Annotated in this window: 18 protein-coding genes; 11 read left to right on the top strand and 7 right to left on the bottom strand. The window is 35.0% G+C overall.

From position 1 onward, the window contains the following. Positions 1 to 13: 13 nt before the first annotated feature. Positions 14 to 4558: a DNA polymerase III subunit alpha gene (dnaE, locus tag ACNQF8_RS05600; RefSeq protein WP_417951128.1), complete on the bottom strand. Its 4545-nt coding sequence runs from the start codon at positions 4556 to 4558 to the stop codon at positions 14 to 16. 642 nt (positions 4559 to 5200) lie between these two features. Between dnaE and leuC the strand changes: the two genes are divergently transcribed. From leuC to leuB, 4 genes are all read left to right on the top strand, one after another. Continuing rightward, positions 5201 to 6595 carry a 3-isopropylmalate dehydratase large subunit gene (leuC, locus tag ACNQF8_RS05595; protein WP_315212168.1) on the top strand — a complete coding sequence of 465 codons (1395 nt, stop codon included), beginning with the start codon at positions 5201 to 5203 and terminating at the stop codon, positions 6593 to 6595. Positions 6596 to 6700: 105 nt separating this feature from the next. Next, a complete protein-coding gene (gene leuD, locus ACNQF8_RS05590) occupies positions 6701 to 7297 on the top strand; it encodes a 3-isopropylmalate dehydratase small subunit (RefSeq protein WP_417951127.1) in 597 nt (198 codons plus the stop codon). A 137-nt stretch (positions 7298 to 7434) separates the two neighbouring features. Continuing rightward, a complete protein-coding gene (locus ACNQF8_RS05585; RefSeq protein WP_417951126.1) occupies positions 7435 to 8961 on the top strand; it encodes an alpha-isopropylmalate synthase regulatory domain-containing protein in 1527 nt (508 codons plus the stop codon). A 33-nt stretch (positions 8962 to 8994) separates the two neighbouring features. Beyond that, the gene (gene leuB, locus ACNQF8_RS05580; protein ID WP_417951125.1) at positions 8995 to 10056 is read left to right on the top strand and encodes a 3-isopropylmalate dehydrogenase; all 1062 of its coding nucleotides are present in this window, start codon (positions 8995 to 8997) and stop codon (positions 10054 to 10056) included. A gap of 159 nt (positions 10057 to 10215) precedes the next feature. On the opposite strand, the gene ACNQF8_RS05575 is transcribed toward leuB, so the two are convergent. Together ACNQF8_RS05575 and ACNQF8_RS05570 are read right to left on the bottom strand one after the other, a co-directional pair. Beyond that, positions 10216 to 10578: an RNA recognition motif domain-containing protein gene (locus tag ACNQF8_RS05575; RefSeq protein ID WP_099713722.1), complete on the bottom strand. Its 363-nt coding sequence runs from the start codon at positions 10576 to 10578 to the stop codon at positions 10216 to 10218. Positions 10579 to 10732: 154 nt separating this feature from the next. Further along, positions 10733 to 11218, bottom strand: coding sequence for a DUF6252 domain-containing protein (locus ACNQF8_RS05570; protein WP_417953025.1), 486 nt, complete (start codon positions 11216 to 11218; stop codon positions 10733 to 10735). A 199-nt stretch (positions 11219 to 11417) separates the two neighbouring features. Here ACNQF8_RS05570 and ACNQF8_RS05565 point away from each other — a divergent pair, with 199 nt between their 5' ends. From ACNQF8_RS05565 to ACNQF8_RS05535, 7 genes are all read left to right on the top strand, one after another. Further along, on the top strand, positions 11418 to 11978 hold the full coding sequence (locus ACNQF8_RS05565) for a 30S ribosomal protein S16 (protein ID WP_035668607.1): 561 nt from the start codon (positions 11418 to 11420) through the stop codon (positions 11976 to 11978). Between the two features lie 15 nt (positions 11979 to 11993). After that, complete coding sequence (gene rimM / locus ACNQF8_RS05560) at positions 11994 to 12518, top strand: ribosome maturation factor RimM (RefSeq protein WP_315210905.1); 525 nt, start codon at positions 11994 to 11996, stop codon at positions 12516 to 12518. 112 nt (positions 12519 to 12630) lie between these two features. Continuing rightward, entirely contained in the window at positions 12631 to 13344 is a 714-nt protein-coding gene (locus tag ACNQF8_RS05555) for a tRNA1(Val) (adenine(37)-N6)-methyltransferase (RefSeq protein ID WP_417951123.1), read from the top strand. 238 nt (positions 13345 to 13582) lie between these two features. Next, positions 13583 to 14761 carry an acyl-CoA dehydrogenase family protein gene (locus tag ACNQF8_RS05550; RefSeq protein WP_315210908.1) on the top strand — a complete coding sequence of 393 codons (1179 nt, stop codon included), beginning with the start codon at positions 13583 to 13585 and terminating at the stop codon, positions 14759 to 14761. A 92-nt stretch (positions 14762 to 14853) separates the two neighbouring features. Then, positions 14854 to 15636 carry a DUF3050 domain-containing protein gene (locus ACNQF8_RS05545; protein WP_417951122.1) on the top strand — a complete coding sequence of 261 codons (783 nt, stop codon included), beginning with the start codon at positions 14854 to 14856 and terminating at the stop codon, positions 15634 to 15636. 63 nt (positions 15637 to 15699) lie between these two features. Continuing rightward, positions 15700 to 16437, top strand: a complete 738-nt coding sequence (locus tag ACNQF8_RS05540; RefSeq protein WP_417951121.1) for an SGNH/GDSL hydrolase family protein — start codon at positions 15700 to 15702, stop codon at positions 16435 to 16437. Between the two features lie 81 nt (positions 16438 to 16518). Further along, entirely contained in the window at positions 16519 to 17415 is an 897-nt protein-coding gene (locus ACNQF8_RS05535) for a serine/threonine protein phosphatase (RefSeq protein ID WP_417953024.1), read from the top strand. Positions 17416 to 17519: 104 nt separating this feature from the next. Here the strand turns inward: ACNQF8_RS05535 and ACNQF8_RS05530 are convergent, their stop codons facing one another. Genes ACNQF8_RS05530 through ACNQF8_RS05515 form a run of 4 tightly spaced genes read right to left on the bottom strand, consistent with a single transcriptional unit; the run spans position 17520 to position 21845 of the window. Then, positions 17520 to 18536 carry a hypothetical protein gene (locus ACNQF8_RS05530; RefSeq protein WP_417951119.1) on the bottom strand — a complete coding sequence of 339 codons (1017 nt, stop codon included), beginning with the start codon at positions 18534 to 18536 and terminating at the stop codon, positions 17520 to 17522. Then, the gene (locus ACNQF8_RS05525) at positions 18517 to 20142 is read right to left on the bottom strand and encodes a flavin monoamine oxidase family protein (protein WP_417953023.1); all 1626 of its coding nucleotides are present in this window, start codon (positions 20140 to 20142) and stop codon (positions 18517 to 18519) included. Before ACNQF8_RS05525 ends, ACNQF8_RS05530 begins: the two co-directional genes overlap by 20 nt. Next, positions 20120 to 21637, bottom strand: coding sequence for a polyamine aminopropyltransferase (locus ACNQF8_RS05520; RefSeq protein WP_417953022.1), 1518 nt, complete (start codon positions 21635 to 21637; stop codon positions 20120 to 20122). Before ACNQF8_RS05520 ends, ACNQF8_RS05525 begins: the two co-directional genes overlap by 23 nt. Further along, positions 21630 to 21845, bottom strand: a complete 216-nt coding sequence (locus ACNQF8_RS05515; RefSeq protein WP_417951116.1) for a DUF350 domain-containing protein — start codon at positions 21843 to 21845, stop codon at positions 21630 to 21632. The genes ACNQF8_RS05520 and ACNQF8_RS05515 overlap by 8 nt, the downstream gene beginning before the upstream one ends. Between the last annotated feature and the right edge of the window lie 63 nt (positions 21846 to 21908).

Raw genomic sequence — 21908 nt, 5'->3', positions numbered from 1 at the left:
AGCATTTAAAAAGTTAATTCAGCTTAAAGTTAATCTGCATTTTTTCCAGCTCCACTAACAATTCATTCGAAATCTTGATTTTTAGTTTTCTGCTTGGCATTGTTAGTTTTGTAACCACTTTTATTTCTTCTACTTCTTCTACTTTAGCTGTGGTACTTGTCTCTGGAATTTCGAGAGCTTCCATTTCAGAATCTTCATTTTCATCAACAAAAGCAACTTCTTCATTCTCTAATTCAACCGGAGCAACAGCAACTAGGCGTTTTGTTTTTTCCAATTCCATAACTTCAAAAGAAACGGTGTTATCCCCTTTATTTTCTTGAAAAAGGTGACTCAATTTATGGATAAAATCTGTTTCTAAATCTGAGATATTCAGAAGCAAGATTAATTTCTTGGCAAAAATGCTCAATACATCCTGTAATTGTTTTGCATCAGTAAACTGCATTCTTGGTTCAGATTTTTTTCCGGTTTCTCTATTAACCCATCCGTCTTTGATCATGATTTTAAAATAAACAAAATTATTAGGAAGCAAGTATCGATGAAAGTTCAGGTACTCTTCATTAAATATTTTAAATTCAAAACTCTCGTCAAAACCTTCTAAGTTAAAAATCGCCCATTCCTTACCGTTTTTGGCTGTTCGTCTCTGTACATTAGAAACAATACCTCCAAAAGCAAGTGTTTTACCCACGTAAAGTTCCATGTTTTTAAGCATTTCCAATTTCGAATTGCAGAAATACTTCATTTCAAATTTAAAATCGTCTAAAGGATGTCCCGAAATATAAATTCCTACGACTTCCTTCTCTTTAGCGAGTTTTTCCATAGTGCTCCAATCCTCGCAAGGAGGCACAATAGGCTCTGCAATTTGAACATCACTGCTGTCGCCAAACAAACTCACTTGCGATGAATTCTCATTTTCCTGAAATTTAGCACCATACCGAATCGCTTTTTCATAAAAGGTAATTCCATCGCCATCATCATGAAAATATTGCGCTCTTGTAGTTCCTGTGAAGGAGTCAAATCCTCCCGCTAAAGCCAGATTTTCCAATGCTTTTTTATTCGCCGCGCGTAAATCGATGCGTTTGGTCAAATCAAAAATCGATTTGTATTTTCCATCTTTTCTTCTTTCTACGATAGTAGCTACAGCACCAGAACCTACTCCTTTAATGGCCCCCATTCCAAAACGTACTGCGTAATCATCATTTACAGTAAATTTATAAAAAGACTCGTTCACATCAGGCCCTAAAACTTGCAATCCCATACGTTTACACTCTTCCATAAAGAACGAAACTTGCTTGATATCACTCATATTATTCGAAAGTACCGCAGCCATATATTCAGCAGGATAATTTGCTTTTAAAAATGCTGTTTGGTATGCAATCCATGCATAACAAGTAGAGTGTGATTTATTAAAGGCATATTCCGCAAAGGCTTCCCAGTCTTTCCAAATTTTCTCCAGTTTATCTTCGGCATGACCTTTGGCGGCAGCCTGACTAATAAATTTAGGTTTCATTTTATCCAAAACGTCCTTTTGTTTTTTCCCCATCGCTTTACGCAAAACGTCGGCATCCCCTTTCGAGAAATCCGCCAGTTTTTGGGACAAAAGCATTACCTGTTCCTGGTAAACGGTAATTCCGTACGTATCTTTCAATAATTCTTCGCAGGCATCAAGGTCATAAATAATCTCCTCTTCGCCATTTTTTCGCTTGACGAAACTCGGAATATAAGCAATCGGTCCTGGACGATATAACGCATTCATCGCAATCAAATCGGGAAATACTGTTGGCTTCAATTCCTTCATGTATTTCTGCATTCCCGGACTCTCATACTGAAAAATCCCTACCGTTTCTCCGCGTTGAAAAAGCTCATACGTCTTCAAATCATCAATCGGAAACGTGTCTGGATCAAGATCAATTCCGGTTCTGTATTTAACTAATTTAACCGTATCTTTTATCAGAGTCAGGGTTTTCAAACCCAAGAAGTCCATCTTCAGCAATCCGGCACTTTCCACAACCGAGTTATCAAATTGGGTCACGTACAAATCCGAATCTTTGGCCGTAGCCACAGGAACAAAATTGGTAATATCACTTGGTGTAATAATAACTCCACAAGCGTGAATCCCAGTATTTCTTAAGTTTCCTTCTAAAACTTTGGCTTGCTGAATGGTTTCTCCACCCAAATCATCTTCATTAGCTAAACCTATTAATTCTTTTATTTTATCGTATTCTTCCGGACGAACCGCTTTTTTAATCAGATTTTCATCTTCGTTCAAAAAGCGCGCTAAATTCCACTTGGACGGCATCATCCCTGGAATCAATTTCGCAATTTTATCGGCTTCAAATAAAGGCAAATCCAGAACACGAGCGGTATCACGAATAGCCGATTTCGTGGCCATTTTACCATAAGTGATAATTTGTGCTACTTGTTTCGACCCGTATTTTCGAATCACATAATCCATTACACTGCTTCGTCCTTCATCATCAAAATCGATATCAATATCGGGTAGTGACACACGATCCGGATTCAGGAAACGCTCAAAAAGTAGGTTATACATCAACGGGTCAATATTGGTAATCTTCAAACAATATGCCACCACGGATCCTGCCGCAGATCCCCTTCCAGGTCCTACAGAAACGCCCATACTTCTCGCCTCAGCAATTAAATCCTGTACAATTAGGAAATAACCCGGATAACCAGAATTGGATATCGTTAACAATTCAAAATCCAATCGTTCCTGAATTTCTTCAGTAATTACGGGATAGCGTCTTCTTGCTCCTTCAAAAGTAAGGTGTCTCAAATACGCATTTTCTCCTCGTACTCCGCCATCAACTGCATCTTCGGGATTATTAAATTCAACCGGGATTTCAAATTTTGGAAGCAAAACTTCACGAGCTAAATCGAAAATTTCAATTTTATCCACAATCTCCGAAATATTCGAAATCGCTTCGGGCAAATTTGCAAAAAGCTGTTTCATCTCGTCTCCCGACTTGAAATAGTATTCCTGATTCGGCAATCCGTAACGATAGCCACGACCACGACCTATTGGCGTAGTTTGCTTTTCGCCGTCTCGCACACACAACAAAATATCGTGTGCATTCGAATTTTCTTTATTTATGTAAAAGGTATTATTCGTAGCAATAATTTTGACATCATGCTTTCTTGCCAATGAAATCAAAGACGCATTCACCCTATTTTCATCTTCTTGATTGTGACGCATTACTTCAATGTAGAAATCTTCCTTGAACTCGTTTTTCCACCAAAGCAAGGCTTCTTCGGCTTGGTTTTCACCAATATTTAAAATCTTATTTGGGATTTCACCATATAAGTTTCCAGACAAAACAATAATATCTTCTTTGAATTCCTGAATGACTTTTCGGTCTATTCTTGGTACATAATAAAATCCCTCTGTATATGCAATAGAGGACATTTTAGCCAAATTATGATAGCCTTTTTTGGTCTTCGCCAAAAGTACTATTTGGTACCCATTGTCTTTTACTGACTTATTTTTATGGTCTTCACACACAAAAAATTCACAACCTACAATTGGTTTCATCGAAACTTCGGTAGGTTCTTCACCATTTTCTATAGCCGCTTTATTCTTGGCTTCAGCCGCCTTATTATGGTATAAAATATCGCGGACAAAATGAAAAGCACCCATCAAATTTGCATGATCCGTCATAGCAACCGCAGGCATTTTTTGCTGTGCTGCCGCTTTTACCAATGCCGCAATACTAATTGTAGATTGCAACACGGAAAATTGGGTGTGATTGTGCAAATGCACGAAAGGCGTATCAATAAGAACTTTTTTATTCTCAGAAAGTTCTGCTCTGGAAACGGCAGGAGCTTGTTTTTCTCCAAACTGCTGACGAATTTTATCCGAAGCTTCTTTAAGATTAATATGTTTTAAACCAATGAGTTTAATCTCACTTGGATTCTTACTTTTGAATTCTTGAAAATAACTGGCTGGAACATCGAGCTCCTCTTTTGTAAAAACATCACGACGTATTAACTCCAAGAAACAACGCGTAGTTGCCTCCACATCGGCAGTCGCATTGTGCGCTTCACCGAAAGGTTTATTAAAAAGATACGAGTGCAATTCCGTTAACGTAGGCAATTTGAATTTTCCTCCTCGACCACCCGGCAATTTCAATAAGGAAGCGGTAACTTCAGTACAAGTGTCGAGAATGGGCATGGAACTCATTTGGCTTTCAACGCCCATTCTATAAAATTCGCAACCCATAATATTGATATCAAAACCTAGATTTTGACCAACAATAAATTTGGCTTTGCCCAATGCAATATTGAATTTTTCTAAAACCTCCGCCAACGAAATGCCTTCAGCTTCCGCCAATTCAGTAGAAATACCGTGAATTCGTTCCGCATCATACGGAATATTAAAACCTTCGGGCTTTACCAAATAATCTTGATGCTCGATGAGTTTTCCCATATCATCGTGCAACTGCCAAGCGATTTGAATACAACGCGGCCAGTTATCCGTATCTGAAATGGGAGCGCCCCAACGCTTTGGTAATCCTGTAGTTTCGGTGTCGAATATTAAGTACATATCTGGAGTTGAAGTGTTTGTGATTTTAAAAAATCGCAAAAAATGAATTTCAAATTTAGTTTTTTTTGAGTAGAATAGAAGTTAAGTTATCAACAAAAAACAAATTTATTTTCCAAGACTATTCTCCTATTAAAACTCCAATAACTTTCAACAAGTCACCTTGATATTCACTTGTTAAAAAGACAAAAAGAGTCCGTATTGATTTTTTGGATGTCGTAGTATTTCATCAAAAAAAAATACTAAAATATGACTAAAAATTATGCCATTTACTAATAAAATCAGGTTTGAAAATAGCTTCAGCAAAAGTCAAATAGCGAATTAAAAATTAAAAAAAATCGATTTTTATTCAATTTTATTAAATATTCACAAATTTAACAGCCTTTTAGAATCATATTTTATCAATTTGATAAATATTAAAAACCTCCGAAAATTAATTTTTTATTGTATCTAAATAAAAAAATACACTGCTAAAAAAGAAGCTTAAAAGATAAAAATCAGCAAAGAAATACTCTAATCTAATTTTGGGTATCGTATATAATGAAATATTAAATAATAAAGACTTGAATCTTTTTTTAGTTTTGCTCTCATTGTTATCATCTTAGCCAACTTGGCTATAAAAAAATACATTAAAAACATATTAAAATGAGTACTACATTATTTGACAAAGTATGGGATTCGCACGTGGTGCGTAAAATTGAAGATGGACCAGACGTGTTTTTCATTGACCGTCATTTCATCCATGAAGTTACTAGTCCTGTAGCTTTTTTAGGTTTGAAAGAAAGAGGAATTTCAGTATTATATCCAGAGCGTACTTTTGCTACTGCGGATCACAACACACCAACTATAAATCAACATTTACCAGTTCAAGATGCATTATCTGCCAATCAATTAAAAGCATTAGAAGACAATGCTGCAGAATATGGTATTTCGCACTGGGGATTAGGTCATAAGAAAAATGGAATTGTACATGTAGTAGGTCCTGAAAACGGAATTACTTTACCCGGTGCCACTATTGTTTGTGGAGATTCACACACTTCTACGCATGGTGCTTTTGGTGCTATTGCTTTTGGTATCGGAACTTCGGAGGTTGAAATGGTTATGGCTACACAATGTATCATGCAACCAAAACCAAAGAAAATGCGCATCAACGTAAATGGTAAATTGAGCAAAGGTGTTGGCCCTAAAGACGTTGCGCTTTATATTATTTCTCAATTAACAACTTCTGGAGGTACCGGATATTTTGCAGAATATGCAGGAAACGTTTTTGAAGATATGTCGATGGAAGGTCGTATGACGGTTTGTAACTTGAGTATCGAAATGGGTGCTCGTGGTGGTATGATTGCACCTGACCAAAAAACATTCGATTTCTTAGAAGGAAGATTATACGCTCCAAAAGGCGAAGCTTGGACAAAAGCAGTTGAATATTGGAAGACTCTAAAAACCGATGCTGATGCTGTTTTTGATGCAGAATTAAATATTGATGCTGCAGATATTGAACCAATGATTACATATGGTACGAATCCTGGAATGGGAATTGGTATCTCAAAAAATATTCCAAATGCCAACCAAGTGGAAGGCGGCGAAGAAACATATAAAAAGTCTTTGGCCTACATGGGCTTTGAAGAAAACGATGTAATGATTGGCAAACCAATCGATTTTGTTTTCTTGGGAAGTTGTACTAATGGTAGAATCGAAGATTTCAGAGCTTTTACAGAAATTGTAAAAGGAAGAAAAAAAGCTGATAACGTTACGGCTTGGTTAGTTCCAGGTTCTCACGTAGTAGAAGCCCAGATTAAAGAAGAAGGCCTTTTAGACATTCTTACTGAAGCTGGTTTTGTATTGCGTCAGCCTGGTTGCTCGGCTTGTTTAGCGATGAATGATGACAAAGTACCTGCAGGAAAATATGCAGTAAGTACTTCAAACAGAAACTTCGAAGGTCGTCAAGGTCCTGGTTCAAGAACATTATTGGCAAGTCCAATTATGGCCGCTGCTGCTGCAGTAACTGGAGTATTGACAGATCCTAGAGATTTACTCTAGAAAGCATTATGCTTTATGCAATAGGCTTTAAGCCTTTCATAAAGAATTAATAATTATTGTAGGCAGCTTATAGCATCATGCCTACAGCCTAAAGCAAAAAACAAAATGGCATACGATAAATTTAATATTCTTACCAGTAGTGCAGTACCACTACCAATAGAAAATGTGGATACCGATCAAATTATCCCAGCACGTTTCTTGAAAGCTACCAAACGGGAAGCTTTTGGAGACAACCTATTCAGAGACTGGAGATACAACGGAGACGATACTCCAAAAGCAGATTTCGTATTGAACGACGCAACGTATAGCGGAAAAATATTAGTAGGTGGAAAAAACTTTGGCTCGGGTTCTTCTAGAGAGCACGCAGCTTGGGCAGTATACGATTATGGATTCCGTGCTGTAGTTTCAAGTTTCTTTGCAGATATCTTCAAAGGAAATTGTTTAAACATTGGTGTTTTACCGGTACAAGTTAGTCCAGAATTTGCCGATACTATTTTCAAGGCTATTGAGAATGATCCAAAAACAGAATTGGAAATTAATCTTCCTGAACAAACCATTACACTAAAAGCAACTGGTCAAAAAGAATCTTTTGATATTTCCGGATACAAAAAAGACAATATGGTTAATGGTTTTGATGATATTGATTATTTGCAAAACATCAAGGAAGAAATTGTTGGGTTTGCCAATCAACTCCCTTATTAGAAACAAACAATAAAAAAGCAGTTATCTTAAGCTCAATAGTATTGTTAAGCCAGATAACTGCTTTTACCTTTTTATAAAAAACAACAGCAAGACTTCAAATTACTGAAATCAAAACTACTTTTAGCATCAAATTTATAATGAAAAAAAGAAAAATTGAAATAATGGATACGACACTCCGTGATGGTGAACAAACCTCGGGAGTATCATTTTCTGCTGCAGAAAAACTAACCATTGCGCAATTGTTGTTGGAAGAATTAAATATTGATAGAATCGAAATTGCTTCTGCACGCGTGAGCGAAGGAGAATTTCAAGGTGTAAAAGGGATTATGACTTGGGCTAACGAAAAAAATTACTCCAATAGAATTGAAGTTCTAACCTTTGTTGATGGCGGACTTTCCATAGATTGGATGAAAAAAACCGGAGCTAAAGTCCAGAATTTATTAACCAAAGGATCTTTGAATCATTTAACGCATCAGTTAAAAAAAACACCCGAACAGCATTTTACCGAAATTGCACAAACCATAGCTTTGGCTAAGGAAAATAATATTGAGACTAATGTATATTTAGAAGATTGGAGTAACGGAATGCGTAATTCCCCTGAATATGTGTTTCAATATTTAGATTTTCTGACCAAACAACCTATCAAGAGAGTCTTGCTACCGGACACTTTAGGCGTTTTAATCCCTTCTGAAACTTTTGAATTTATTTCGAAAATTATAGCAAGGTACCCAAACACCCATTTTGATTTTCATGCCCACAACGACTACGATTTAAGTATCGCAAATGTAATGGAAGCTGTAAAAGCTGGTATCCAAGGACTCCACGTGACTGTAAATGGAATGGGAGAACGCGCTGGAAATGCTCCACTTGAAAGCACTGTTGCTGTAATTAATGACTTTTTTCCACAAATAGAAATTGGCGTAAAAGAATCTTCATTATATTCTGTGAGTAAGTTGGTCGAAACTTTTACAGGATACAGAATTCCGGCAAACAAACCAATTGTTGGTGACAATGTATTTACACAAACAGCCGGTATTCATGCTGACGGAGACAACAAAAATAATTTATATTTTAATGATTTACTTCCGGAACGTTTTGGAAGAAAAAGAAAGTATGCGCTTGGAAAAACATCTGGAAAAGCTAATATTGAAAAAAATCTTCAAGAGTTAGGCCTTCAATTAAACCCTGAAGATTTAAAATTAGTTACACAACGTATCATTGAATTAGGTGACAAAAAAGAAACCGTTACCAAAGAGGATTTACCTTATATAATCTCTGATGTTTTAGACAGCCAGACCTATCAGGAAAAAATTATTGTTGAGTCCTATATATTATCTCACGCAAAAGGCATGCGTCCATCGACTACTTTATCTTTAAAAATAGATGGTGAAATCATTGAAGAGCACGCACAAGGTGACGGGCAATTTGATGCTTTTATGAATGCATTGGCAAAAATATATAAAAGCAAAAATTTAGAATTACCTAAATTGATCGATTATGCTGTCCGAATTCCGCCAGGAAGTAGTTCTGACGCCTTATGCGAAACCATAATTACCTGGACGAATAATGAAAAAGAATTCAAAACCAGAGGACTTGATTCAGACCAAACAGTTGCCGCAATCATTGCAACACAAAAGATGTTGAATGTCGTTGCTGCCCAATAATAAATAGAAATACATTAATATAAAATATACCTAATGAAATTTAACATAGCCCTTTTAGCTGGAGACGGAATTGGACCCGAAGTAATCAATGAAGCTGTAAAAGTTTCGGATGCTATTGCAAAAAAATTCAACCACGAAATCACTTGGACACCTGCACTTACAGGAGCTTGTGCTATTGACGCCGTAGGAGTTCCTTATCCTGATGAAACGCATGAAATTTGTATGGCTGCTGATGCTGTTTTATTCGGAGCCATTGGACATCCAAAATATGATAACGACCCAAGTGCGCCTGTAAGACCCGAACAAGGTTTATTATTGATGCGTAAAAAATTAGGCTTGTTTGCCAATGTGCGTCCAACCTTTACATTCCCGTCTTTGATTGATAATTCTCCTTTGAAAAGAGAACGCATCGAAGGAACTGACTTAATTTTCTTAAGAGAACTTACTGGAGGAATTTATTTTGGAGAAAAAGGAAGAAAAGACGATGGCGAGACAGCGTATGATACTTGTACTTACACCAGAGCTGAAGTACAGCGTTTGGCTAAAAAAGGTTTTGAACTTGCTATGACCCGAACTAAAAAACTATGTTGTGTGGACAAAGCTAATGTAATGGAAACTTCAAGATTGTGGAGAGAAACCGTACAAGCAATGGAAAAGGATTATCCTGAAGTAACTGTAAGTTATGAATTTGTAGATGCAGTTGCGATGCGTTTAGTACAATGGCCAAACTCTTATGATGTCTTGATTACTGAAAACTTATTTGGAGATATATTAACAGATGAAGCTTCTGTAATATCAGGTTCTATGGGATTGATGCCATCTGCATCTGTTGGAGAACATACTTCATTGTATGAGCCTATTCATGGATCTTATCCACAAGCCACGGGATTGAATATTGCAAATCCACTAGCGACAGTATTATCTGCAGCGATGATGTTTGAAGATGCATTTGGATTGAAAGAAGAAGCAGAGGCTATTAGAACAGTAGTTAACAAATCATTGGAACAAGGAATTGTAACGGAGGATTTAGCTTCTAAAGACTCAAAAGCATACAAAACTAGTGAAGTGGGTGACTGGTTAGTTGCTAATCTATAGTTTTTCAAAGTTTCATTTGTTTAAAATTGAGTAATAGCTAAGATTACAACCTTAAAAAACAACACTCCCTTTAGCTTTTACTCAGCTTTAAACAAAACAATAAACAACAAAAAAGGTGTCAATAAATTGACACCTTTTTTTATATTGTAGAAAAAAATATTAATATCCTCCTCTGTTTCCACCACCACGGTTATCTCCACCACGGCTGTTTCCACCACCATAACCACCGCGTGAATCTCCACCACGACTGTTATTGTTAAAACTTCTTCTTTCACCTTCTGGTTTAGGCTCAGATTTGTTTACTACGATTGCACGTCCTTGAACAGTAGCTCCGTTCAATTCGTCAATTGCTTTTTGAGCTTCGTCATCATTTGGCATCTCAACAAAACCAAATCCTTTACTTCTTCCAGTAAATTTATCAGTAATAATTTTAACTGAATCAACTGCTCCGTAAGCCTCGAAAGACTCTCTTAAATCTGCTTCCTCAATACTGAATGGAAGGCTTCCAACAAAAATATTCATATGTACTTATTTAAATAATAGAACAAATGTACTCTAATTTTTTTCTAATCTACTATATATTAGCTTATTTATGTTTTTATTTTAATTTCAAAAAAAGGAAATGAACATCCTAAAGCAAATGATTAGGCATTTTAACAAACCAACTCCTCATAGATTACTGAGCAAGAGAACTAACTATAGGAACCTTATAAAAGACTCCGTGTTGAAAATTAACAACTGGACTGGCTAACGAGTTACTATTTGTATTTTTAGCATTAAACTTAAAAGTACCTGTAACAGTATTATTAACAGCATCATATTGAGTTATCACTATCTGGCCTTCTCCTATACCAAAACCCGTAGAAAAAGTAACCAAACCATTCGTAGGATCAGTTACTGTATAAATTGCTTTTTTAGACTCACTGGTTCCTAAAAAATAAGTTTGAGCAGTAGTAGAAGTAGTTTTTAAGGATAGTGTTTCATTTGCTGTAAAAGATTCTATGAGCAAGGATCCATCAGCTGCTAGTGTTGCTCTAGATTGCACCCCTCTCCAAAACACATTATCCTTCATGCCCTGAAGCGAAGGATTATTAAAACTAATATCCTCTTCACAAGAGATTAAAGAAAAAAGCACGACAATAAACAAAAAATATTTTTTCATAAACGCATCTTTTAGAGCAACAAAAGTATGACATTAGACCTTAAAAAAATAAAATTGCATTAAAAAATAAAACAACAGCCACACCTAAAACATTACTGTTCATTAAAATACCAATCGAATTAGTATTTATCGATAAAAAATGTATCTTTGCACCCTTAATTAATCGAGGTCGAGTACCTCAAAATTTAATCACAAGATTATGTCAGTAAAAATTAGATTACAAAGACACGGTAAAAAACAAAAACCTTTTTACTGGGTTGTAGCTGCAGATGCACGCTCAAAAAGAGATGGTAAATACCTAGAAAAAATTGGTACTTACAATCCAAACACTAACCCAGCAACTATCGAATTGAACCTTGATAGCGCAGTAAAATGGTTGCACAATGGTGCTCAACCTACTGATACTGCTAAAGCTATTCTTTCTTATAAAGGTGCTTTATTGAAACACCACCTTGATGGAGGTATTCGTAAAGGAGCTTTAACTCAAGAACAAGCGGACGCAAAATTAGCAGCTTGGTTAGAAGCTAAAGCTGGAAAAGTTGACGCTAAAAAAGAAGGATTGACTAAAGCACAAGCTGCTGATAAAGCAAAAGCTTTCAAAGCAGAACAAGAAGTAAATGCAAAACGTTTAGCTGCTGCTGCACAAGCAGAGGCTGATGCTATTGCTGCTGCAACTCCAGCTGTTGAAGAAGAAGTTGCTGAAGTTGAAGCTGAAGAAGCTCCTGCTGCAGAAGAAAATAACGAAACAACTGAAGCATAATTTTAGAAGGCGAAGATGCGTAAAGAAGATTGTTTCTACTTAGGTAAAATCGCTAAAAAATTTAGTTTCAAGGGAGAAGTTCTTGCCTATTTAGACACGGACGAACCTGAGTTATACGAAAACTTGGAATCAGTGTTTGTTGAATGCAACAAACACTTGGTTCCTTTTTTTATTGAAAGCAGCTCACTGCACAAAAACGACTTTCTCAGAATTCGTTTTGAAGATATGAATACCGAAGAAGATGCCGATGCTGTCATAGGTAACGACTTATATCTTCCCTTAAATATGTTACCAAAACTTACCGGTAATAAATTCTACTTCCATGAAGTAATTGGTTTTGAAGTTGAAGACAAACGCCTTGGTGTTGTTGGAAAAATTGAATCCATAAATGACACTACTGCTCAGCCACTATTTGAAGTTTTAAACGGCGAAGTAGAAATTCTTATCCCTATGATTGACCATTTCCTTGTGAAAATTGACAGAGAAAATAAAAAAGTCATTATGGATCTACCTGAAGGATTGATCGAAATGTATCTTTAAAACAGTTTAATCGATTATATGTTTATTCGGTTAATCGAAAAAATCGTTAATCGAAAATCAAAGTATTCAGTTGCTAAAATCTGCAATCGTTAATCTTCAATCTGAAATCTCTATGTCCGAATTCCGCTTTAAACAATTTTCAATTCAACAAGATCGTTGCGCCATGAAAATTGGAACTGACGGTGTTTTGCTTGGCGCTTGGACCCCCATTGAAAACAACCCTTTTAGCATTTTAGATATTGGAGCTGGAACAGGTGTCATCGCTTTAATGCTTGCGCAGAGAAGTAACGCAGAACAAATTGACGCTTTGGAAATCGACGAAGAAGCGTACGAACAATCTGTAGATAATTTTGAAAACTCCCTCTGGAGCGATCGCTTATTTTGTTTTCATGCCGGTTTAGACGAATTTGTAGAAGAACCAGAAGACGAGTACGATTTAATTGTTTCCAACCCTCCATTTTACACTGACGATTACAAATCCGAAAACGAGCAACGCGATTTAGCCCGTTTTGCTGACGCTATGCCTTTTGAAGATTTAATCGAAGCTGCCGCTTTACTACTTTCTGAAAACGGAATTTTCGCAGTCATAATTCCTTTTAAAGAAGAAGAAAATTTCTTGGCTCTAGCCAAAGCATACGAATTATTTCCTTTAAAAATCACTCACGTAAAAGGAACTCCAACTACCGAGATCAAACGCAGTTTATTGGCTTTTAGCCGAAATGAAAACGCCGTCATTACTATTGATGAATTGATTATCGAAACCTCAAGACATCAATTCACCTCAGAATACATCGAATTGACAAAAGATTTTTATTTGAAAATGTAATTCTGGATTCTATCTAAATACATCAACAGCCTTATTTAAAATAAATTTGAAAGTGCAATTAACAATTTTATTGTAAATTAGTAGGCAATGCTATTTTTTCATTAAAATGATGCTTTAAAAAATACCATATTTGATTATAAAATTCGTAATTTTCGATTAAAATAAAAAAATATAACATTTATTAATGCTTTTGTTATATTTCTTTATGTAAATTTGCGTCATATAAAATTACCTAACCATGAAACCAGACTTATTTCAAGCTCCAGATTATTATAACTTAGACGATTTACTAACAGAAGAACACAAACTAGTACGTGATTCTGCCCGTGCATGGGTAAAACGCGAAGTATCTCCTATTATAGAAGAATATGCTCAAAAAGCAGAATTTCCAAAACAAATCATCAAAGGTTTAGGTGAAATAGGTGGTTTTGGTCCTTACATTCCAGAAGAATATGGTGGTGCAGGTTTAGACCAAATATCATACGGTTTAATTATGCAGGAAATTGAACGCGGTGATTCTGGTGTTCGTTCCACTTCATCTGTACAATCATCTTTAGTAATGTATCCAATATGGAAATACGGAAATGAAGAGCAACGCGTAAAATACTTACCTAAGTTAGCTACAGGAGAATACATGGGATGTTTTGGATTAACAGAACCTAATTACGGTTCAGATCCAGGCAGCATGATTACAAACTTTAAAGATATGGGCGACCATTATTTATTGAATGGTGCCAAAATGTGGATTTCAAACGCTCCGTTTGCTGATATTGCTATTGTTTGGGCAAAAAATGAAGAAGGAAGAATTCACGGTTTAATCGTAGAACGCGGAATGGAAGGTTTTTCTACTCCGGAAACACATAACAAATGGTCACTTCGTGCCTCGTCAACTGGAGAATTAATCTTTGACAATGTAAAAGTACCAAAGGAAAACTTATTACCCAATAAATCTGGACTAGGAGCACCGCTTGGTTGTCTTGATTCAGCACGTTACGGAATTGCTTGGGGAGCCATTGGTGCAGCCATGGATTGTTATGATACAGCACTGCGCTATGCCAAAGAAAGAATCCAGTTTGACAAACCTATTGCAGGAACTCAATTACAACAAAAGAAACTAGCCGAAATGATTACTGAAATCACTAAAGCACAATTATTGACTTGGAGATTAGGCGTTTTAAGAAATGAAGGCAAAGCAACAACTGCTCAAATCTCTATGGCAAAAAGAAACAATGTTGATATGGCGATTCATATTGCTCGCGAAGCCAGACAAATGTTAGGTGGAATGGGAATTACAGGAGAGTATTCTATCATGCGACACATGATGAATCTAGAATCCGTAATTACGTATGAAGGTACTCATGATATCCACCTATTGATTACCGGAATGGATATTACTGGAATTCCAGCTTTTAAATAGTAGTAAACGACTATTAAAGTATATATAAAATTGATAACAAAAGCTTCTTGGAAACAGGAAGCTTTTTTATCTTTACATAAAAAATACCACCTATGAATATTGAGACAATCAACAATAGCATTCAGCCCCAAAAAGAACTATTGTTACAACATTCTTTATACAAAAAAGTCAAAACCATTGAAGATTTACAGTGTTTTCTCGAAAACCATGTTTATGCCGTTTGGGATTTCATGTCATTATTAAAAGCACTACAATCTAAGTTGACCTGCACAACTACTCCTTGGTTTGCCACTCAAAATCCCCAAACCAGGTATTTGATAAATGAAATAGTAGTTGCGGAAGAATCTGATTTGACAATTGATGGCCGTCGCCAAAGTCATTATGAAATGTACATTGAAGCGATGGAAGCTTGCGGAGCAAACACCGCTGGAATTGAACATTTTTTATCTGAAGTGAATTCGCTTAAAAACATATTTGTTGCCATCAAAAAAAGCAATTTACACCCTAACATTAAAGCTTTCTTAGACTTTACTTTTAGAGTTATTGACGAAGGGAAATCTCATGAAATTGCAGCTGCATTCACTTTTGGTAGAGAAGATTTAATCCCAAGTATGTTTACTGCTATTCTGAAAAACTTTCAAGAAAATTTTCCGCAAACTGATTTGAGCAAACTGATTTATTATTTCGAAAGACATATCGAATTAGATGCTGATGATCATGGCCCAATGGCAATGGAAATGATAACTGAACTTTGCGGGACTGATGCTCAAAAATGGTCTGATGTAGAAGAAATATCAATTTTAGCACTGGAAAAACGTATTGGACTTTGGGACGCTATCGAAGAAACAATTATGATGAATGTTGAATTGGCTTAAAACCAATACTTCCTAATAAACGTAACTATTATTTAGAAATGAATTCTATCAAATTTCAAAATAATGAAAAAACAATTCCAAGTAATAGTTGCATTCTTTTTTCTGCTTTTTATTGCGGGCTGCAGCACTGAAAGCCCAATTCCTGAAACAACTCCCACACCAATAATTACAGCTCCGCAAACACAAGCGAAAACCTATAATTATTTAGCACTTGGAGACAGCTATACCATTGGACAGAGCGTTTGTGAAACCTGCAGATTCCCGGCACAATTATCAAAAAATTTAGGTAATTTAAATCCGAACAATACCTATTCCCTGAAAATTATCGCACAAACCGGATGGACTACCACCAATTTAATTTCGGCGATAAATACACAAAATCCAACTTCAAATTATGATTTGATCACACTGCTAATAGGCGTAAACAATCAATATCAAAACAGGTCTTTTCCGTTATATGAAAAAGAATTTCCTGAATTAGTAAATAAGGCTATTAAGCTTGCAAAAGGAGACAAAACGAATATAATTGTAGTTTCTATTCCAGATTATGCCTATACTCCTTTTGGCCAAGCATCAGGGAACCAGACTACAATTTCTACAGAAATAGATCAGTATAATACTTTTGCAAAAAAATACTGTGATGACAATGCTATAGTGTTTATAAATATAACCGACATCACCAGACAAGGTTTGATTAATAAAAATCTTGTAGCCCAAGATGGACTGCATCCTTCGGAATTAGCGTATTCTTTATTTGTAGAACGAATTTTACCAAAAGCGGCAACAGCTTTAAGCAATTAAAAACAATTTGGTAAAAGAAGTATCAATGAAAAAACAGCTTTCTTCGCTATTTTTTTTATCTTTAATATCTAAAATAAATAAATGTCCTCCCAAGAACGATTAACAAAAGCTTACAAAGAAGCCAAAAGAGTTCCTTTTGACAATCAATCAAAATTTATCCTTTTTAGTGACTGCCACAGAAGCGACAATAGTTTTGCTGATGATTTTGCCAGCAATAGAAACGTCTATTTTCATGCGATGACCCAATATTATAACGATGGCTTTACGTATTGTGAGTTGGGTGATGGGGATGAATTATGGGAGAATATTTTTTTTAAAACTATTTTCGAAGCACACAAAAACGTCTATCTTTTACTAAAGAAATTTCATGATTCTAATAGGTACTATAAAATTTGGGGTAATCACGAAATGACTTTTCGAAATAAAGACCATGTAGAAAAAACACTTACGACGTATACAAACACACAAAACGACAGAATTGAACCTTTATTCACTGGCATACAATGCCATGAAGCCATCGTTTTAGTAAATCAGGAAACCAATCAGGAATTGTTTTTAACCCATGGTCATCAGGCTGATTTCATGAATTACGTGGGTTGGAAAATCAATAGATTTATGGTGCGCATCTTATGGAAACCGTTGCAAATTTGGGGGATATCTGATCCCACAAGTCCCGCTAAAAATTATGTAGAACGAATAAAAATCGAACTGCGCATCAAAAAATGGATTGAGAACAATAATCGAAAAATTACTATTGTGGGCCATACTCATCGACCTAGTTTTTCTTATCCAAGTCAGAACACGACACCTTACTTCAATGACGGAAGCTGCGTACATCCTAGAAGTATCACTGGAATTGAAATTGTACATGGAACTATAACACTTATAAAATGGTTTATCGACACAAAGGAGAATGGCATTCTTCAGGTTGTAAGAGAAGTACTTGAAGGTCCGACAAATCTAATAGATTACAAATAAAAAAGCGTTTGCCGAGGCAAACGCTTTTTTATTAATTTTCAGGAGCCAACTCCAGTTCTAATCCTTCGAGACTTTCGGTGATTGGAATTTACAAACTAAATTCTCTATTTTGATTTCCATATGAATCCATCCAAAATATAATGGGTAAACTGCGGTATGGTAAACAAAGGAACAAGGAATACTTGCCAATTTGAAAAATCAGAATTGTTCCATGAAAATTGTTCATTCCAAACAAATACCTCCCAAACATACTCTTCAAAAAAAGCAATCATCAATAAAAATGCTATAAAGACAAAAAAACCTCTGACTCCTTTTACATAATTTAAAATTCCTAAATCACGTTCCGATTTCTTATCTATTTCATTTAGATAAATCAACGCTATATATGGTATACCGTGAGAAACTACATTAAGTAAAGTAAAAACTAAATCACTATTAAAATATACAATACCAAAATACCATGACAAAAAAGTTCCTGTAATAATTGTATTTTTAGGAATATTAAAATACCGTTCCTTAATACTTTTATAAATTGTTCTTACAATATAAAAGATTACAATCAGTCCATAAATCCAGCCCAGAATCCCTAGTAATAATTGATTTTCAAATCGAATAAAATCTTTTTCAGTAAACCAATTGAATGCTCGAGGTGAAGAAAAAAACCAATATAACATTGGATACACCGTCGCAGTGTAAATAATTAAATTATCTATTGCCACACTCCAATTTGTTTTAACTTCTTTTCGAGAATAAAGACGCATAAAACCGTATTGCTGTCTTATAAAATGAAAAACTGCTATGTACGCCAAAACAGACCAGAAAACTATACTACCAAAACTGAAAAGAATTATCCCGACAACAAAACAAACTAGCGGCAATACAATTAGTAATTTACTTCTTTTTTTAAACTCTTCTTGAACGAAATAGGTTTTAAATAACGTAGCATAAACATGTGCTACATCTATAAAAACGATCAAAAAAAGCCAAGTGTAAAACGAATATTTAGCTTCAATAACGCTCAATTTATCATGAAACAAAAATACAACAGCAGTAACAAAAAACGAAGGTGCTAAAATAAAAAAACCATCTGTTTTTGGTTTATCAATCCAAGGTTGAGCCATCTACTATTTGATTTACAATATTAATACCTTGATGAAATGCTTCTTCGAAAATTGAAATTCCGGACAAATCTGAATGTGCAAAGAAAATTTTGCCTTCAATATTTTGCGATGCTTCTTTCTTATGTTTTCCAAAAATAAAACCAGGAACAGGACTAATCATTCCGTGTCCTAAAAGATGAATATTTATTTCTTCTGTAACACTTTCAATATTGGGATGTGCAATTTTTAAATCATCAAAAACTAATTGTTTCCAATACGCACTTTTCTTTTGATATAAATTCTTTCTGCTTTTCTTTACATCTAAAGATGAAAAACTATAATAGTATGTAATTACTTTTTTGGACTGTACTTGTTGCAAGGATTGGTGTTGGTCATAAATATAACCTAACCCATTTGCACCATATATTACATTATCCCAACACAAAGGATAGCTACCATTATCCGCCAAATCAGAAACAACCAAAGTTGCCAAAAGCCATGGTGCATAATGAAAATTATGCGTCAACATCTTTCTGTTTTTAATTATATATTGATTCACAAATTGAGGTGTAGCCATAATCACCTTATCAGCAATTATCTCTATTGTCAATTTTTTCTCCGCGTCAAAAACAGTAGCAACAACTTTCCCATCTATACTTTTTACATCATAAACCAAATGGTTTTTCAGCGTTTTATTTTCAGTATATTTTTGCAAATGATGGGCTAATCTAGCATTACCTTCCGGCCACGTAAGTACATTATCCTTCTTATCCCGTGTGCTATCTTGCTTTCTTGCTGCGAAATAATGAATCCCAGCCCAAGCAGAAACGTAACTAATTCCCAACCCAAAATCATCCCTACAGCAATAGTCTATGTAATCGAATAGTGGCTTCGAATTGAATCCTTCCTCCTCGAACCATTGTTGCATTGTAATTGCATCAAAAGCTCGGATTGTAGTTTCACTGGAAGATAAAGATAGCGGAATATCAAAAAAATATTTGCCATCTGCACCTTTTCCTGCACGGAAAGCATCCATTTTTAAAAAGAATTTTTTGAATTGAATATCTTCTTCTAAAGAGTTTCCAGTTTTAGGAACTAGTCCTTCTTGCCAATTATTTTTATAAAACAAACGCTCATCAGGGGCAAACGTAAGTTGTTCCTCATCAAATTTTGGAAATCCTTTTGAATCATACCCTATGATTATTTGCTCTTCTTCAAGAAACCGAAGCAGTGCTGCATCTTGTTTATTCGGAAGTGGCAAGTAATGAGCTCCCAATGGAAATTTAGAATATTTATTCTCCCCATTTGAGGAATTTCCTCCCAAATGATTTTCTAATTCTATCAATAAAAAATCATTGATTCCTTTTTTAGAAAATTGACGCGCTGCGCTTAAACCAGAGATTCCTCCACCTACAATTAAGTACGGAATATGGATTTGACTGGAAGGTTTTGGAAAGTTTTTAACCCGCAACCGATGTCCTAAAATATGATTTGTCCCCGACAATCGAATCAATAAAGTAATTACTTTTTCCTGACACGATTGCAAAAATGGAATCACAAGTAAGGAAGCAGCAATACCTTTTAGAAAAAAACGCCTAGAATAACTATAATTTTCCCCACTCTTCATCGAAATAACGTACTAGAATTTGATTATCCAAACGATTAATTTCAATGTCTTTTGAAATCATATCTTTGGAAAAATAATTAAATTTATCAAACTGAAAATTATAAAAGCGCAATCCTTCAACTTGTCTGTTTACTTTATTGAAATTAGTTACAAAACCATTCATTGCGATGGAAAAACCCCATTCTCCAAATGATGGGACATAAGCGTGATAGGCATCGACTTGAGGAAAAATCTCCATTAAAGTTTTATTAATACACCAAAAAGATTTTGGCGCAAAATAAGGAGATGTGGTCTGTACCACCACTATTGCATCGGAAGCAAGAATACCTTTTAAAGTACTGTAAAAATTCAAGGAATATAGTTTTCCTAAGCTATAATTTGATGGATCTGGAAAATCGATAATTACTACATCAAACTTAGATTTACTGTTTTTAGCCCATATAAAAGCATCCTGATTATAGACTTTGACTTTCGAATTATTGAGAGAGTTATGATTAAAATCAGTTAAAATTTTGTTTGTTTTAAACAACTTTGTCATGCCTTCGTCTAAATCTACAATGGTAACATTTTTAACATCTGTATATTTTAATATCTCACGAACTGCTAAGCCATCTCCTCCACCAAGAACTAATACATTATCTACTTGCTTTGCCATTGACATGGCAGGATGTACTAATGCCTCATGGTAACGGTATTCATCTGTAGAACTGAACTGAAGATTATTATTCAAATACAATCGATAATCACTTTTATTATGCGTTAAAACAATGCGTTGGTATTGAGTCGAATTTGAATAAATAATATTCTCACCATACATTTTTCCTTCTGAATAGGATAAGATTGTATTTGAAAACAAGTAAACAACTAACAACAACAAAAAAGACGCAATAGCTTTTGCTCTAAGCAAATAGACTTTTTTGAGTTCTGATTTTAACAGAAAACACAAAGCTATAGCAATACTGATATTAATCATACCAAAGAACAACGAGGTTCCCATAATCCCTAATTGAGGAACCAAAACTAACGGAAATAATATAGAAGCTAATAATGCTCCAATGTAATCGAAGGTAAATACATTAGAAACCAAATCTCTGAATTCGATTTTATCTTTCAGGATATTCATTAACAATGGGATTTCCAGTCCTACCAAACAACCGGTCACAAAAACCAACAGATAAAGAATGAACTGAAAGGAATACACACTTTCAAACAACATGAAAAGCACTACAGAACTTAATCCTCCAATTAAACCAACCAAAATCTCAATTTCAACAAAAGTGTTGAGCATATTCTTTGTTAGAAATTTTGAAAAATAAGAACCCACACCCATCGAAAAGAGGTATACTCCAATGATAAATGAAAATTGTTTTACAGAATCCCCAAGAAGATAACTTGCTAAAGTACCAGCTACTAATTCATAGACTAATCCACAAGTTGCAATAGTAAATACCGCGAAAAGAAGTAAGTATTCAAATTTCAAAAACTTCTTAACCATGAATAGCTGCGCTAATAATCATTGAAATCCCAATAATAAATGCTCCAAAAACAATGGCTACAGCAATATTATTTTTCTGTGTTACTTCTTTCCAAGTATTCTCTGGAGTTAATTTTTCAATAATAAAATAAGCAATTAATAAAATAACGATTCCCAAAAGAGAAAAAATAATAGAATTTAAGATTGGTTTTAGTGCAAGAACATTCATGATTAGGTAGTTTTAAATTGTTATTTGTGGTAAAAAGTATTTATTGGTCTTCGACCCAAAGTT

This window comes from Flavobacterium labens, assembly GCF_048286755.1.
GTDB lineage: Bacteria > Bacteroidota > Bacteroidia > Flavobacteriales > Flavobacteriaceae > Flavobacterium.
This window is presented reverse-complemented; position numbering and strand designations above follow the sequence as displayed.